The organism is Ruegeria sp. AP7 (assembly GCF_056539905.1).
On the sequence record NZ_JBQFVT010000001.1, the window covers coordinates 261,992 to 276,626 of the forward strand.

The 14,635-nt window shown below is 57.4% G+C and carries 15 protein-coding genes; 9 read left to right on the forward strand and 6 right to left on the reverse strand.

Annotation, left to right across the window (positions count from 1 at the left end; translation table 11 throughout):
• Positions 1 to 50: 50 nt before the first annotated feature.
• Both ACR0KN_RS01300 and ACR0KN_RS01305 read left to right on the forward strand, forming a co-directional pair.
• Entirely contained in the window at positions 51 to 320 is a 270-nt protein-coding gene (locus ACR0KN_RS01300) for a DksA/TraR family C4-type zinc finger protein (protein ID WP_010439380.1), read from the forward strand.
• Between the two features lie 15 nt (positions 321 to 335).
• Entirely contained in the window at positions 336 to 1,229 is an 894-nt protein-coding gene (locus tag ACR0KN_RS01305; RefSeq protein WP_480650811.1) for a DMT family transporter, read from the forward strand.
• Positions 1,230 to 1,257: 28 nt separating this feature from the next.
• On the opposite strand, the gene ACR0KN_RS01310 is transcribed toward ACR0KN_RS01305, so the two are convergent.
• The 3 genes from ACR0KN_RS01310 to ACR0KN_RS01320 form a co-directional block, all read right to left on the reverse strand.
• Positions 1,258 to 3,078: a M3 family oligoendopeptidase gene (locus tag ACR0KN_RS01310; RefSeq protein WP_480650813.1), complete on the reverse strand. Its 1,821-nt coding sequence runs from the start codon at positions 3,076 to 3,078 to the stop codon at positions 1,258 to 1,260.
• A gap of 80 nt (positions 3,079 to 3,158) precedes the next feature.
• Positions 3,159 to 4,130: an alpha/beta fold hydrolase gene (locus ACR0KN_RS01315; RefSeq protein WP_480650815.1), complete on the reverse strand. Its 972-nt coding sequence runs from the start codon at positions 4,128 to 4,130 to the stop codon at positions 3,159 to 3,161.
• Entirely contained in the window at positions 4,130 to 4,420 is a 291-nt protein-coding gene (locus ACR0KN_RS01320; protein ID WP_010439389.1) for an SCP2 sterol-binding domain-containing protein, read from the reverse strand. The genes ACR0KN_RS01315 and ACR0KN_RS01320 overlap by 1 nt, the downstream gene beginning before the upstream one ends.
• Before the next feature lie 30 nt (positions 4,421 to 4,450).
• Here ACR0KN_RS01320 and ACR0KN_RS01325 point away from each other — a divergent pair, with 30 nt between their 5' ends.
• The 6 genes from ACR0KN_RS01325 to ACR0KN_RS01350 all read left to right on the forward strand — a co-directional run bounded on the left by ACR0KN_RS01325 (position 4,451) and on the right by ACR0KN_RS01350 (position 10,355).
• Positions 4,451 to 5,059, forward strand: coding sequence for a tetratricopeptide repeat protein (locus ACR0KN_RS01325; protein ID WP_170770464.1), 609 nt, complete (start codon positions 4,451 to 4,453; stop codon positions 5,057 to 5,059).
• 23 nt (positions 5,060 to 5,082) lie between these two features.
• The gene (locus tag ACR0KN_RS01330) at positions 5,083 to 7,899 is read left to right on the forward strand and encodes a helicase-related protein (RefSeq protein WP_480650817.1); all 2,817 of its coding nucleotides are present in this window, start codon (positions 5,083 to 5,085) and stop codon (positions 7,897 to 7,899) included.
• 6 nt (positions 7,900 to 7,905) lie between these two features.
• Complete coding sequence (locus ACR0KN_RS01335; protein ID WP_480650819.1) at positions 7,906 to 8,271, forward strand: RNA-binding S4 domain-containing protein; 366 nt, start codon at positions 7,906 to 7,908, stop codon at positions 8,269 to 8,271.
• Positions 8,272 to 8,336: 65 nt separating this feature from the next.
• Positions 8,337 to 8,675 carry a ferredoxin FdxA gene (fdxA, locus tag ACR0KN_RS01340; protein WP_010439399.1) on the forward strand — a complete coding sequence of 113 codons (339 nt, stop codon included), beginning with the start codon at positions 8,337 to 8,339 and terminating at the stop codon, positions 8,673 to 8,675.
• A gap of 284 nt (positions 8,676 to 8,959) precedes the next feature.
• Complete coding sequence (locus ACR0KN_RS01345; protein ID WP_010439402.1) at positions 8,960 to 9,469, forward strand: CarD family transcriptional regulator; 510 nt, start codon at positions 8,960 to 8,962, stop codon at positions 9,467 to 9,469.
• 124 nt (positions 9,470 to 9,593) lie between these two features.
• Positions 9,594 to 10,355 carry an ion channel gene (locus tag ACR0KN_RS01350; RefSeq protein ID WP_170469450.1) on the forward strand — a complete coding sequence of 254 codons (762 nt, stop codon included), beginning with the start codon at positions 9,594 to 9,596 and terminating at the stop codon, positions 10,353 to 10,355.
• Here the strand turns inward: ACR0KN_RS01350 and cobS are convergent.
• Positions 10,352 to 11,116 carry an adenosylcobinamide-GDP ribazoletransferase gene (gene cobS, locus ACR0KN_RS01355; protein WP_480650822.1) on the reverse strand — a complete coding sequence of 255 codons (765 nt, stop codon included), beginning with the start codon at positions 11,114 to 11,116 and terminating at the stop codon, positions 10,352 to 10,354. The two genes, ACR0KN_RS01350 and cobS, sit on opposite strands and share 4 nt — an antisense overlap.
• A gap of 79 nt (positions 11,117 to 11,195) precedes the next feature.
• On the opposite strand from cobS, the gene cobT reads away from it, so the two are divergent.
• Positions 11,196 to 12,206: a nicotinate-nucleotide--dimethylbenzimidazole phosphoribosyltransferase gene (gene cobT, locus ACR0KN_RS01360; protein ID WP_480650824.1), complete on the forward strand. Its 1,011-nt coding sequence runs from the start codon at positions 11,196 to 11,198 to the stop codon at positions 12,204 to 12,206.
• Here cobT and ACR0KN_RS01365 read toward each other — a convergent pair.
• Together ACR0KN_RS01365 and ACR0KN_RS01370 are read right to left on the reverse strand one after the other, a co-directional pair.
• On the reverse strand, positions 12,203 to 14,086 hold the full coding sequence (locus tag ACR0KN_RS01365; protein ID WP_480650826.1) for a monovalent cation:proton antiporter-2 (CPA2) family protein: 1,884 nt from the start codon (positions 14,084 to 14,086) through the stop codon (positions 12,203 to 12,205). The two genes, cobT and ACR0KN_RS01365, sit on opposite strands and share 4 nt — an antisense overlap.
• Before the next feature lie 20 nt (positions 14,087 to 14,106).
• Positions 14,107 to 14,562: an Lrp/AsnC family transcriptional regulator gene (locus ACR0KN_RS01370; RefSeq protein WP_170469462.1), complete on the reverse strand. Its 456-nt coding sequence runs from the start codon at positions 14,560 to 14,562 to the stop codon at positions 14,107 to 14,109.
• Positions 14,563 to 14,635: the final 73 nt, after the last annotated feature.

A 14,635-nucleotide genomic window follows, 5' to 3' on the forward strand; every position in this document is an offset into this window, starting at 1 on the left:
ACGCCCTTGGTGTCTCGCGTATCCTGTCCCGACCGGATCAGGAGGGTCAAATGGCGGGCGGTTGGGCGCGCGATGGCGCAGTGAGTGAACAGATCGAAGCGTCGATTTCGGATGAGCTGGCGCGGATGCAGGCGCAAAAGCGACCTGTGGGCGAAAGCCTGACCCATTGCGCCGAATGCGAAGAACCGATCCCCGAAAAACGCCGCCTTGCTTTGCCCGGCGTAAAGCTGTGCCTGGACTGCCAGCAAGAGCGTGACAGCAGCTTCAAGACCCGCGGCGGGATCAATCGGCGGGGTTCGAAAGACAGTCAGCTGAAATAACGCGAGGAGCACCCGGTGAAGGATCAGCCGCAGAGATCATTGCTGCAAAACGGGTTGGTTCTTGGGTTCCTCGCCGCGTTTCTATGGGGCACGCACAGCGTTATCGTGCGGTACCTGACCAGTGATCTCGGCGGGTTACAGATTGCCGTATCGCGCTTGTTCATAGCCGCATTTGCGATCTTCTGCATGTTGCGGTTTATGGGCGCACGGGTCTCGGTCCGGTACAGGGATTGGAACTTCCGGCTGGCGGTGTTGTCGACGTTGGTGAACTATATTCTGTTCCACATAGGCTTGGAACATACAGGTGCTGCTAATGCGATGGTGCTTGAGAATACCGCGCCGTTCTTCGTGTTGATTTTCCTGTATTTCTTCGCGGATACCGCCGTTGGCCGCGCTGATGTATTGGCGACGCTGCTGGCGATCCTCGGTGTGTTTCTGACCGTCTACCGGGATTTTCAGGGCGGGGGAGAGCCCCTGTTGGGCGATCTGATGGAAATCGGGGCGGGGTTCAGCTGGGCGGTGTTCCTGATTTCCAGCAGCCGCGCGATGCAGACCTCGGAAACTACCGCCGAAAGGTTGAACTTCCTGTTTGGCATCTTTTTGTGTTCGGGCGTCTTGTTGATGCCACTGGCGGCTTTCTCGTTCCAGATGCCAACCGCAAATGATGTGATCTTCTTGATCCTTTTGGGCGTTTTGCCCACCGCGCTTGCCTATTATCTTTGGTACGAAGCCGCCGCGCGCGTGTCGACATTGACGGCGACGCTGCTATTCGCCGCGTCGGTTGTGTTTACCTTTGTCAATTCGGCGCTGTTTCTGGGCGCAACGATCACACCGCTTGCGATTGTCGGCGCGTTTTTGATCGTGACGGCCATTTTCGTGACGACGATGAAATCAACCAAAGAGAAATGAGGCAGCCCTTGCAAGCTGCCCCTTAGATTTAGCTTTCCATCGCTTCCAGTTCGTCAATAAAGCTTGAGATCATCGACAGGCCTTTGTCCCAGAACTCGGGATCGCTGGCGTCCAGTCCGAACGGGGCAAGAAGCTCTTTATGGTGCTTCGAGCCACCGGCACGCAGCATTTCGAAATATTTGTCTTCGAACCCGTCCGCACCGCTTTCGTAGACCGAATAGAGCGCGTTCACGAGGCCGTCGCCGAAGGCATAGGCGTAGACATAGAATGGCGAGTGGACGAAGTGCGGGATATAGGCCCAGAAGGTCTCGTACCCGTCCATGAATTCGAATGCGGGGCCAAGGCTTTCGGCCTGAACGCTCATCCAAAGAGCGTTGATGTCGTCCGGGGTCAGTTCACCTTCGCGGCGGGCGTCGTGCAGCTTGCATTCGAAGTCGTAGAAGGCGATCTGACGGACGACCGTGTTGATCATGTCTTCGACTTTACCGGCCAGCAGCACTTTGCGCTGTTCTGGGGTCTCGGCTTGATCCAGCATCTTGCGGAAAGTGAGCATTTCACCAAAGACCGAGGCGGTTTCGGCCAAGGTCAGTGGAGTCGAAGACAGCATCTCACCCTGATCGGCGGCCAATACCTGATGTACGCCGTGGCCCAATTCATGCGCCAAGGTCATCACATCGCGCGGTTTGCCCAGATAGTTGAGCATCACGTAGGGATGAACCTCGGTCACGGTGGGATGCGCAAAAGCGCCGGGCGCTTTGCCGGGCTTCACCGCCGCGTCGATCCAACCCTTCGAGAAGAAGGGGGCTGCGATCTCACCCATCCGAGGATCAAAGGCGTTATAGGCATCCATCACCGTCTTTTCGGCCTCGGCCCAGTCAACGATCCGGGTGTCTTCCATCGGCAGCGGCGCGTTACGATCCCACACTTGCATCACGTCCAGACCCAGCCACTTGCGTTTCAGTTCGTAGTAGCGATGGCTCAGCTTGGGGTAGGCGGCCACGACGGCTTCGCGCAGGGCTTCGACCACTTCGGGTTCTACATCGTTCGACAGGTGACGACCGGTCTGGGCGGTTGGCATGTTACGCCAGCGATCAACGATCTCTTTTTCTTTGGTCTGCGTGTTATGAACGCGGGCGAACGTTTTGATATTGGTTTGGAAAACGGTGGCCAACTCACGCGCAGCGGCCTCACGCTTGGTGCGATCCTGCTCGGTCAGCAGGTTCAGCGTGCCTTCGATATTCAGCTCTTCTCCATCGACGGTGAATGTCAGGCCCGCGATGGTTTCGTCGAACAGACGTTCCCACGCGTCGCCAACAACTCCGAGGTCGTGCAGGAATTTTTCCAACTCGTCAGACAGTTGATAGGGCTTCATCGCACGGATGCGACGGAACACGGGCTCGTATCGTGCCAGATCGGCATTGGCGGCGAAATGCGCGGCCAGCACGTCGTCGTCGATGCGGTTCAGTTCCAACGTGAAAAATACCAGCGGAGTGGTGAATACGGTGATCTTCTCCTGCATGTCCGACAGGAACTTGGCGCGATCCGCATCGGTGGTCAGTTGGTAATAGCGCAATCCGGCAAAGGACATGATCCGCCCGGCGATGACGTTGATCTTTTCGTTGCGCAGCACGCAAGTCAGCAAGCCAGCAGCGTCCAGATCGGCCAGCTTGCCCTCATAATCTGCGGCAAAGGACGCACATTCGCCTTCCAGCCAGTCCAGATCGCGGGCCAATTCAGAAGCATCTTCCGAGGCGTAGAGGTCCGTCAGGTCCCATTCCGGCAAATTGCCCAGATCATCGGCACCGCCGCCTGCATTTGCATCTCGGATGGGAAAGGGAAGGTCGCGCATGGATCACCTCGAATAAACAGCGTTGGCAAACATTTAGGCGCGGAGTGTCCGGATCACAAGCAACCAGTTCGGCGCGCGCCCTATAGGCAGGGTTCGGGTTTTGATTTCGCCGCGGCGGCCGCGAAATGTGCCGCCAGCTGATCAAAGACCGGACCGCGCACCTCGGGTGCCTCCATCAGAACCTCGTGTTCGCCGTTGGGAATCTCGACCATAGTACCGCTAGGCCAGTCGGCCATCCGGGCTCGGATCGCTTTGCGATCCACAATCTGTTCGTGACTGCCCAAGAAGGTCAGGGCAGGGATGTCGGGCGCAGTCTGCTCCTTCAGCCAGGTGCATTCATCCAGCGCCTCGCGCAGCCAGATGGTGGACGGGGCACCCAAAGCCAGCTCGGGATGCGCGGCCAACTGGTCCTGCATCATTCGGTACATCGCTGGATCGCGCGTCAGCACGTTTCCTTCGAAAGGTTGCGACACCACATAGCTCTCCAGCGAAGTTGTTGGCGGCTTTTTCTCTCCCAACCCCAGGCGCGGCCCCCAATAGGCGGTCAGCTGGCTGAGCGGTTTCATGATCGGTGTAAAGAAAATACCCCACATCGGTCCCGTGAAGGCGCAGGTCGTAAAATCAGCTCCTTCCAGTACGGCGCGCAGCCCGATAGCTCCGCCCATGGAATGGCCGACCACGTGCCAGGGTTTGGGCAGTTCCAACTGTTCGGCCAGCTCTAATGTCGAGCGTACGTCATGCTGGTAATCGGTGAAATGTTCGACATGGCCGATTCTCGGATCATCAAGCAAACGATCCGCCAGACCTTGTCCGCGCCAGTCAACGGAAAGGCAGGCAAATCCCCGGCTCACGAATTCAAGGGCCGTGTCGCCGTATTTCTCAATATATTCCGTGCGGCCGGGGAACAGCATCACCGTACCGCGCGCATCGCCGTCGGGCAGCCAATGTGCCACGCGGATGCGTTTGCCGTCTTCGGTGGTCAGCCAATGGGCCACTCCATCAGCAGGGCCGCCGGCCACGTCTTCGAATAAGGGGGCCGGCGAAAACTCCATCAGGCCAGCACCGAGGCGAGTTTCATGGCGATTCCCATGTCTCCGTCAACGCTCAGCTTGCCGGACATGAATGCACCGGTTGGGTTCAGGTCGCCGCTGAGGATTTGTTCAAAGGTGTCCGCATCGGCGCTGAGGGTCACATCAGCCTCGTCGTCGCTGACGCGCGCACCGCTTGCATCAAGGATGATAGATCCCAGATCGGCGATGGCAAACTTGGCCGACGCGTCGAAATCGCCGCCCGACAGTTTCTCATTCAATGCCGCCGCGGCTTTTTCCAGAATATCGCTCATGGTCTTCCTCATATTGTTCATGCGCCGTGAATGGACATCCCCGGTCGCAACGCTACACTGACCATTGTTATGGGTATTGCAATCACCAATCTCAAACGTACCGTCGCGGCACTTGCCGTCATAGTCACGTTTTCCACCACTTGTACTGCGCAAGAGGCGGATTCGCGCGACGAGGCGGAGCTGTTGCAGCAATTGGCGCAATCGACGCCCGAGCAGGCCATTGGTCTGGATCGGCAATTGCAGGCGCTGTGGTCACAATCCGGTTCGGCCTCGGCTGATTTGCTGCTTGAGCGCGGGCGAGAGGCGTTGGATGATGGCGATGTCGAGGCTGCTCTGGACCATCTGACAGCGCTCACTGATCATGCACCTGAATTCGCCGAAGGCTGGCACGTGCGTGCATCGGCTTTTTTCGGCATAGAGCGGTTTGGTATGGCAGCTGCGGATCTTGAACACGCTTTGACCCTTAACCCAAACAATTATGAGGCTATCTATGGCCTTGGGCTGATCTTCGAGATTGTAGGTAAGCCCGAGCAGGCGTTCGAGGCCTATTCGCGCGCATTGGCTATACATCCCCATCATGAAGAAGTAACCAATGCCGTGAATCGGCTGAAGCCTCAGGTTGAAGGCAAGGCGCTGTAAGTCTCAGGGCGCAGGGGGCGAAGGTGAGCGGGTCATCCCGAATCGTGGCCGTACTTGGCCCAACGAACACAGGTAAAACCCATTACGCGATTGAACGTATGCTGGGGTACCGGACAGGTGTGATCGGCTTGCCCCTGCGTCTGTTGGCACGCGAGGTTTATGACAAGATCGTCGCCATTCGCGGACCCTCCGTCGTTGCGCTGGTCACGGGCGAGGAACGTATCGTGCCGCCGCGGGCGCAATATTGGGTCTGCACGGTCGAGGCGATGCCCGAAGGAATGGGCGCAGATTTCGTTGCTATCGACGAAATCCAGCTCTGTGCCGACCCTGAACGCGGCCATGTTTTTACCGACCGTCTACTGCGCTCGCGTGGAACGAATGAGACGTTGTTCCTCGGCTCTGACACTATGCGGGGTGCGATTGCCGCGCTTGTTCCCGAGGCGCAGTTTGTCCGGCGCGAGCGGATGTCTCAACTGGTCTATTCTGGAAGCAAAAAGATCAGTCGAATGCCCTCGCGCAGCGCGATTGTCGGGTTCTCGGTCGACAATGTCTACGCCATCGCGGAATTGCTGCGTCGTCAGAAGGGCGGGGCGGCGGTGGTCATGGGGGCGCTCAGCCCTCGCACGCGGAATGCGCAGGTTGACCTCTACCAGAACGGCGAGGTTGATTATCTGGTGGCCACCGATGCCATCGGCATGGGGTTGAACTTGGATGTGAACCATGTGGCGTTTTCATCCCTGACCAAGTTTGATGGCCGCCGAATGCGGCCTTTGGCTCCCAACGAACTGGCCCAGATCGCAGGGCGGGCCGGGCGAGGTATGTCGGATGGTACTTTTGGTGTAACTGGTGAAGCCCCTCCGCTGGAGGAGGGCGTGGCCCAAGCCATTATGGACAGCCGGTTCACGCCGATGAAGAAGCTGAACTGGCGGAATGCCGCTTTGCGGTTTGGCTCGATCGAGGCATTGATCGACTCGCTTGAGGTCAGCCCCGACAATGAGCACCTGATCAAGGCGCGGCCCGCCGACGACCTGAACGTTCTGAAATCTTTGTCCCAAGTCACCGAAGTTGTCGCCCGTGCCAGCGATGGACCATCGGTACGCTTGCTGTGGGATGTATGCCGAATTCCTGATTTTCGCGGTATCAGCCATGCGGAACACGCCAGCCTGCTCGAGGTGATCTATGGCCACCTGCATGAGCGCGGATCCATCCCTGACGATTTCATGGCGCGGCAAATCCGCCGCATAGACCGTACGGACGGAGATATTGATGCGCTGTCCAAAAGGTTGGCATATATTCGCACTTGGACATATGTTGCGCAACGAAACAGTTGGGTGCGTGACGAATCCCATTGGCGTGATGAGACGCGCACTGTAGAAGACAGGCTGTCGGACGCTCTGCATGACCGTCTGACCCAACGATTTGTGGACCGGCGTACATCTGTTTTGCTGCGCCGGCTCAAACAGAAGGAGGCCCTTTTGGCCGAAGTAAATGACAAGGGTGAAGTGACCGTCGAAGGCGAATTCGTCGGTCGTCTGGAAGGGTTCCGGTTTTCGCCGGACAAAAGCGCGCAAGGAACCGAGGCGAAAGCTTTGAAATCGGCCTCTTTGCAAGCACTCGCGCCGCAATTCCATCTGCGTGCCGATCGCTTCTACAACGCGCCCGATACCGAAATAGATTTCACCGATCAGGGCGGACTGATGTGGGGCGAATATGCTGTCGGCAAGCTGGTTGCCGGAGCCGAACCTCTCAAGCCAGTGGTCGAGGTTTTTGTCGATGAGGCCGCAGGTCCGGACGTCGAACAGAAAGTGCAGCGCCGGCTGCAGCATTTCATTGACCGCAAGGTGGCGGCGCTGTTTGAGCCGCTGCTGAATCTGTCGCGCGACGAAGAACTGACCGGTCTTACCAAAGGCTTTGCATTCCGCATGGTTGAGGCGCTTGGCGTGCTGCCCCGAGCGCAGGTCGCGCAAGAGGTCAAGGATCTGGATCAGGACGCGCGCGGCGCGCTGCGCAAGCACGGCATCCGATTTGGTCAGTTCACCATCTTCATGCCACTGCTGCTGAAACCTGCACCAACGCGCCTGCGTCTGGTTCTGTGGGCATTGTCCAGCGGCTTGCAGGAATTCCCCGAAGCACCGCCTCCGGGTCTGGTCACCGTGCCGGTCGCGAAGGATGCACCGCAGGGTTATGACACCATGTGCGGTTATCGCGATGCGGGCGAACGCTCGATCCGGATCGACATGCTCGAACGTCTGGCCGACATGTTGCGGTCCGAGGACAGCCGGGGTGGGTTCGAAGCCAAGCCTGATATGCTGTCGATCACTGGTATGACGTTGGATCAGTTCGCCGACTTGATGCAGGGGCTGGGCTACAAGGCTGAACGTGCTGAGCGTGAAAAGGTCAAACCGGCCCCGGCAGACCTACCCAAAGTCGAAATGGCGGAACAGCCCGCGGGCGAAGAATCTCCGGCGCCCAAGGCCGAAGCGGACGAGGTAAGCGCAACCGCCGAGGCGCCAGCCGAGGCCACCGAAAGCACCGAGGCGGCAGCCGAGGCTCCCGCTGCTGATCAAGCCGCGGAACCAGCGTCGGATGAGCCCGAGGTCGAAGTGTTCTACACCTTCACATGGGGCCGCCAACGTCAGCAAAACCGGGGCCCGCGCCGCGAGCAGGGGCAAGGCAAGGGCAAGCCGCGCGGTAAACCTCAGGGCAAGCCGCATGGTAAGAAAAGTGGCAAACCTCAGGGTGCCAAGTCCTTCTCGTCTCGGCCGCCCAAGAAGGAAAAGGCCATCGATCCCGACAACCCGTTCGCAGCAGCGCTGATGGGTCTGAAGGACGGTAACTGATCCGCGATGGCCGAGGCCAAGCTGCGGATCGACAAATGGTTGTGGCAGGCGCGGTTCTTCAAGACCCGTAGCCTGGCCGCCAAACAGGTCAGCTGCGGCCATGTCAGACTAAACGGAAACCGGGTGCTGAAACCGGCGCAGGCCGTGGCACCCGGGGACGTCCTAACCTTTCCCCAGGGGCGGATCGTCCGCGTTGTGCGTATCGAAGCGCTCGGAGAGCGCCGCGGCCCGGCCCCCGAGGCGCAAGGTTTGTACTTCGATATGACCGAAAAGCAGGATGTACCGCCCAAGAATCCCGGATTTGAAGGAAAAGGTCGTCCAACCAAGAAGGAAAGGCGCGCGCTTGATCTTTCTCGCACCCCAAAGGGGTGATCTGACCTTGAAGAGGCGGGCAGACTGGATTAGCTAGTCGCCAAAGCGCAAACGGGAATTCCAAAATGACCTACGTTGTCACCGAAAACTGCATTGGCTGCAAATACACCGACTGTGTCGAGGTATGTCCGGTGGATTGTTTCTACGAAGGTGAGAATACACTGGTCATTCACCCCGATGAATGCATCGACTGTGGTGTGTGTGAACCCGAATGCCCCGCCGACGCAATTCGCCCCGATACCGAGCCGGGTATGGAGCAGTGGGTCGAGTTCAACCGGAAATACTCGGAAATGTGGCCGGTGATTGTGACTAAGAAAGACCCCTTGCCCGAGGCCGAGGAACGCGACGGCGAAGAAGGCAAGATGGAGAAATATTTCTCGGAAGCACCCGGCGAAGGTGGTTAACCGATTCGGTGGCCCCTAACCGTACGTTAGACAACAATCTGCGCCATAATACATTGAGGTAAAAAGGGAATCTCCCATTTGCCTTAGGTCGGTCTTTTGAGTGTCGCAATTTTGTGATATACTTGGGGTCGAATGATGACTGTGATTGGGATGTGCTCCGTAAGTATGCTCGCTTTGGAGTTCTGATTTTATGACAAATAAGCCGCCTGACGGGGCCGTTTAGGGCCTCGGCTGTGGTCTTTTTGTCGTCTCATATCCCGATCAGTAATGAAGGATGAATCTGAATGTCGAAATCAAAAAAGCTTGAGTTCCGCCCGAACGATTATGTCGTCTACCCAGCTCACGGTGTAGGTCAGATCGTATCGATCGAAGAGCAGGAGGTTGCAGGCTTCTCGCTTGAGCTGTTCGTAATCTCCTTTGAAAAAGACAAGATGACGCTGCGCGTGCCAACCAACAAGGTCACCGAATCTGGTCTGCGCTCACTCAGCTCACCTGATGTGATCAGCCAGGCCATGAAAACGCTTAAAGGCAAGGCCAAGGTCAAGCGCGCCATGTGGTCGCGTCGGGCGCAGGAGTATGAGCAAAAGATCAACTCGGGTGATCTGATCTCGATCGCTGAGGTGGTCCGTGACCTGCACCGCACCGACGACCAACGCGAGCAGAGCTATTCCGAACGTCAGCTTTATGAGGCCGCGCTTGAGCGTCTGACCCGCGAAGTTGCTGCAGTGTCTGGTGCAGATGAAATCTCGGCCGCCAAGCAGGTGGATGAGGTGCTGACCTCGCGCGCTGCCTGATTAAAGGCACCACCCATTTCAAAGCCGCTCCGGTATCGGGGCGGCTTTTTTTATGAACCGTCGCTTGGTGCTGTAGTCGTTTCAGGGTATTTTTCTCTGAATATTAGGCTGATACGGGGTAAAGATGAAGCAGGCTGTGAAGTTTCTATACATCAGCCACGACCCAATTTCGGTCTGGTTTCGTTATGGTCTGATCCTGTTCGACATCGCAACGATCGTGTTCTTTGTTGCGACCGCGCATATTCCGCACGGTCCGGGAATCACCGCAGCAAGTATTGGTGTCGGTGTGCTCATTCTCATGGATTTTTCTGCTCGACTTTGGATATCGAAAGATCGTTGGAAGCTACTGCGTCAGATTTACACGTTGGCGGACATTGTTGTTATCGTTTCGCTTTTCCTTGATCCATTTCTGACCGGCAACCTGGCGTTTCTGCGCATTCTGCGCGCCTTGCGTTTGATTCATTCATACCATTTGCTCAGGGATTTGCGGCGTGACAGCAGGTTTTTCCGAACCCATGAAGACGCGGTGATCGCTGCAATCAATTTGCTGGTCTTTGTCTTTGCGACTTCGACCGCTGTATTGGTTTTTTTTGTGCCGGAAGACACCCAGACGCCCTATATCGACGCGCTGTATTTCACGATGGCCACACTGACGACAACTGGGTTTGGTGACATCACGTTGTCGACGCCGGGCGGTAAGCTGTTTTCGGTTTTCATCATGGTTGTTGGTGTGGCCCTGTTCGTGCGTCTGGCGCAGGCGATCTTCATGCCGCAGAAAGTGCGTTACAAATGCCCCAGCTGTGGTCTGTTTCGCCACGACCCGGACGCTGTGCATTGCAAGCACTGCGGCGCGACGCTGCGGATCGCGACGGGGGGTGCCAGTTAGATCAAAGCGATCAGCGTCAGCAGGAATGTGATCTCGGTTATCTGCTGCGTCGCCCCCAGAATGTCGCCGGTCTGACCTCCGATCTTGGCCTTGGCGATCTTCGCCACAATCAGGCTGGCGATCATCGCAAAAAGCATTGGGATCAACGCCAGAGCGCCTAATAAACCCAATGCTAACAATGCTGCCACTGCCAACCCCGCCAAAACCGCCGATACCGGTGGCGCGCCGACTGAATGGCTTAGCCCTGAGTGCCGTGCATTTCTTAGAAAAGTCATCAAGACGGGCATGAGAGACCGGGAAAACACACATGCAGCCAGCACACATGTCATCACCTCGGCACCAACAAGAGCTGCAATGGCTGTGATACGTAGAATCTGAAATAGCAGCAGTGCCAGCACGCCGTAGGTGCCGATATGGCTGTCCTTCATGATCTCGAGTCGCCGCTCGGGCGTGAACCCTCCCCAAAGGCCATCGAACGTATCGGCCAACCCGTCTTCATGCATTGCACCTGTGGTTGCGATCAGCGCGGCAACGATCAGGCCTGCGACAGCAAAAACGGGCAACTGCGCCCAGATTGCGATCCACCCAATACCACACGCCAGGGCACCAACGATCAACCCTGCAAGCGGAAATGCCCAGACGGCGCGCGACTGGCGAGTAAACGCCTCTTCCGGCAAGCGTGGCAGGGGCAAGCGTGTCAGCAAGACCAGCGCAAGCGGAATATCCCACAGGGAAAATGGGGCAGTGTCGTTTTTGGTCACTCCCAGGCCTTTCAGGGTCTTGTTGCTTTGTCAGGTTTGGTTAAACACACAGCACCACTCTGATGCAACGAGGCTTTCAATGCTGCCTGAACTCGACGATCTGAACAGTTTCCGCGACGCGCTGACCGGTGCGGCCGGTCCGGATACTTCTGCCGCGCAAGGCGCGCAAGAGCGCAACGGCCAACTAACCAAACCACCCGGAGCCTTGGGACGGCTTGAGGATTTGGCGATATGGTATGCGGGCTGGCGTGGGGATGCGCAGCCACAGATCAACGCGCCTCAGGTCATCGTGTTTGCTGGCAACCACGGCGTGACGGCGCAGGGTGTTTCAGCGTTTCCATCTGAGGTCACTGTTCAGATGGTCATGAATTTCGAACACGGCGGTGCTGCGATTAATCAACTGGCCAAGGCTGCGGGTGCCAAGATGGATGTGCATGCGTTGGATCTTGACTGTCCGACCGCAGATTTCACCCAAGCCCCCGCGATGAGCGAAGATGAATTGCTGCGCGCGCTGCGCACAGGTTGGCAAGCCGTCGATCCACAGGCTGATCTGCTGGTTGTGGGAGAGATGGGTATCGGCAACACCACCCCTGCAGCCGCCATCGCCTGCGCGCTGTTTGGCGGAGATGCATCTGACTGGACCGGGCGCGGCACAGGCGTAGATGATGCAGGGTTGGCGAACAAAACACGCGTTGTTGCCGAAGGCGTTGCTCTGCACGGTCAGGGCGACGGTCTGCGTATCCTTCAATGCCTAGGCGGGCGCGAGATTGCGGCCATGGCAGGGGCGATTGCCGCTGCACGTGTATTGCGCATTCCAGTCATTCTGGACGGATTCATCTGTACGGCAGCAGCGGCCTGTCTGGCGCAACTTTCGGACACTGCGCTGGATCATACTGTTGCGGGCCATCAAAGTGCCGAAGGTGCACATGCCGCAATGCTGAACAAGCTGGGTAAGGAACCGTTGCTGAACCTTGGATTGCGCTTGGGCGAAGGTTCAGGCGGGGCGCTGGCGATCAACATTCTCAAAAGCGCCGTGGCCTGTCATTCCGGCATGGCAACGTTTGCCGAGGCCGGAGTTACAGACGGTTAAGCCGACTTCTTTGCGTGTTCTTCAGCAAGTTCCAGCAGCGCGGTTTCCAGATCTTTTTCAAGTTGCCGCGCACGCTCGATGTATTTTTTGTTTTCTGCTGTGGGCATGCCGGGTATCCAAAGCTCGGCCAACTCACGCACCGATCCTCGGTCGTGGTGATAGAACGTTTGTTCGGCCTGCGCGGCTTCATATTCACTAAGGCCGATATTCTCGAGAACATAGCGGCCCGCACGTAGTGACCCATCGAACATTTCGCGCACGATGTCATTGGCCCCGGCCTGATAGAGTTCGTAAACATGAGTGCGATCTCGCGCCCGAGCGATGATGTGCAGGTCAGGCCGCTGGCGGCGCGCATATCCAACCAGACGAGTGACCTGTTTGTAATCATCCATGGCCGCGACCAATACCGAGGCTTTTTCAATTCCGGCGGCGCGCAGCAGTTCGGGACGCGTCGGATCGCCCAAGAATCCTTTGACGCCAAACCGGCGCATAAGCTGGATGGTTTCAATGTCGTGATCTAGAACCACGGTCTTGAATCCGCTTGCCTGTACCAGGCGATTCACGATCTGACCAAAGCGACCAATCCCGGCAATTATGACAGGCCCTCTCTCATCAATCTCATCTGGTTCGACCTTTGGCTTGCTCTCGCCGATATAGCGAGAAAGCAGATCGTAGAGGATAAACAGCAGAGGGGTGATCAGCATGGTCAGGGCGATGATCATAAGCAGTTTTTGCGACAAGCCCGGAGGGATCACGTTTTGCTGTGTCGAGAATGCCAGCAGTACAAACCCAAACTCGCCAGCCTGGGCCAATCCCAAAGTAAACAGCCAGTGATCACGTCCACGTAGTTTGAAAGCACGCCCAACGATGAACAGGATGATACCTTTGGCCAAGATCACAAGTAGCGCCAGCCCGATCAGATCAAATGGATCGGCGAAGAAATAGCCCACATCGATCCCGGCACCAACGGTGATGAAGAACAGACCCAGCAGCAGACCTTTGAAGGGCTCAAGGTCGCTTTCCATCTCATGCCGGAATTCCGAACTGGCCAGAACAACGCCCGCAAGAAACGCGCCAAGGGCGGGGGAAAGGCCCACCAGAGTCATCAAGAACGAGATGCCAACCACGATCATCAACGCCAGCGCCGTGTACATCTCGCGCAGGCGGGTGGCGTGGATGAAACGGAAAAGGGGGCGGGTCAGGTAGATTCCCGCCAACACGACAAAGGCGACTACTCCGATTGTAACAAGCGTGACGGCCCAACCGGGCAAACCCTCGACCAGCGATAGTTTGGCGTGATGATCGGCTCCGTGGGCGGAATCCACACCTCGATTGATCGAGCCATCGTCTTCAATGTGGACGCTGGCAGGCAGTGCAAGAAGGGGTAGAAAGGCCAGAATAGGTATAACGGCGATATCTTGCGTCAACAGAACCGAAAATGTGGCTCGCCCGCCATTGGTCTGCATCAACCCCTTTTCGGACAAGGTTTGCAGAACGATAGCGGTGGAAGACAGTGACAACGTAAGGCCTACAGCCAGCGCCACCGACCATTGATGGCCCGCGTAGAAGGCCACAGCTGCGATCGCGGCGGTGGACAGGCCAACCTGCAGCCCGCCCAGCCCCAACAACTTGTCGCGCATGTCCCATAGGGCGCGGGGCTCAAGCTCTAGCCCGATCAGGAACAGCATCATGACAACGCCAAACTCGGCGACGTGTTGAAGGCTTTCTGTTTCTGCGCCTACAAGGCCCAGAATCGGTCCGATTGCAATTCCGGCGGCCAGATATCCCAGCACCGAACCCAGGCCCAGACGTGCGGATAACGGAACGGCGATCACCGCTGCTGCCAAATAGATCGATGCCTGATAAAGGAACTCGTTCATTATTTTCCTCTTAAATCCGCTCAGGTCGGGAGCGGCGCGTCGCGTTTCAATTGGTCCATCACGATCTGGCTTTGCACACGTGCCACTGCAGGATGCGGCAGGATGACTTCGTGAAGCAAGCTATTGAGTGCGGATAAGTCGTCACAATAGACGTGAAGCAGGTAATCTGCCTCACCCGTCATCGTCCAGGCACTCGTGATCTCGGGGCGCGTGTCGACCATGCGGGCGAAGCTGGCGGATTGTTCGGGGCCATGTGTGCCCAGATGCACCTGAATGAACCCTTGAACCTGCAATCCCAGCATCAGCGGATCCAGCCGTGCCGTATATCCGGTAATATAGCCCTCAGCCTCAAGGCGCTGTCGGCGGCGGCCCGCCTGACTGGCCGACAGGTTTAACATCTCACCCAATTGATGTGCCGTCAGGTGCGCATCTTTCTGCAAAGCTGACAACAGTCGTGTGTCTGTTGCATCCAGCATGTGCGGTGATTCTCCGGTTTTTGTGCGTTTCGTGCGGATGTTCCGCGTTAAAATTCAGTCTACATGAAAACAA

Excerpts from the sequence above, each read along its gene's own strand:
- ACR0KN_RS01300 (WP_010439380.1), top strand. The coding sequence starts at position 51 with ATGGCGGGCGGTTGGGCGCGCGATGGCGCAGTGAGTGAACAGATCGAA.
- ACR0KN_RS01310 (WP_480650813.1), bottom strand. The coding sequence starts at position 3,078 with ATGCGCGACCTTCCCTTTCCCATCCGAGATGCAAATGCAGGCGGCGGT.
- ACR0KN_RS01315 (WP_480650815.1), bottom strand. The coding sequence starts at position 4,130 with ATGGAGTTTTCGCCGGCCCCCTTATTCGAAGACGTGGCCGGCGGCCCT.
- ACR0KN_RS01320 (WP_010439389.1), bottom strand. The coding sequence starts at position 4,420 with ATGAGCGATATTCTGGAAAAAGCCGCGGCGGCATTGAATGAGAAACTG.
- ACR0KN_RS01325 (WP_170770464.1), top strand. The coding sequence starts at position 4,451 with ATGGACATCCCCGGTCGCAACGCTACACTGACCATTGTTATGGGTATT.
- ACR0KN_RS01335 (WP_480650819.1), top strand. The coding sequence starts at position 7,906 with ATGGCCGAGGCCAAGCTGCGGATCGACAAATGGTTGTGGCAGGCGCGG.
- fdxA (WP_010439399.1), top strand. The coding sequence starts at position 8,337 with ATGACCTACGTTGTCACCGAAAACTGCATTGGCTGCAAATACACCGAC.
- ACR0KN_RS01345 (WP_010439402.1), top strand. The coding sequence starts at position 8,960 with ATGTCGAAATCAAAAAAGCTTGAGTTCCGCCCGAACGATTATGTCGTC.
- ACR0KN_RS01350 (WP_170469450.1), top strand. The coding sequence starts at position 9,594 with ATGAAGCAGGCTGTGAAGTTTCTATACATCAGCCACGACCCAATTTCG.
- cobT (WP_480650824.1), top strand. The coding sequence starts at position 11,196 with ATGCTGCCTGAACTCGACGATCTGAACAGTTTCCGCGACGCGCTGACC.
- ACR0KN_RS01365 (WP_480650826.1), bottom strand. The coding sequence starts at position 14,086 with ATGAACGAGTTCCTTTATCAGGCATCGATCTATTTGGCAGCAGCGGTG.
- ACR0KN_RS01370 (WP_170469462.1), bottom strand. The coding sequence starts at position 14,562 with ATGCTGGATGCAACAGACACACGACTGTTGTCAGCTTTGCAGAAAGAT.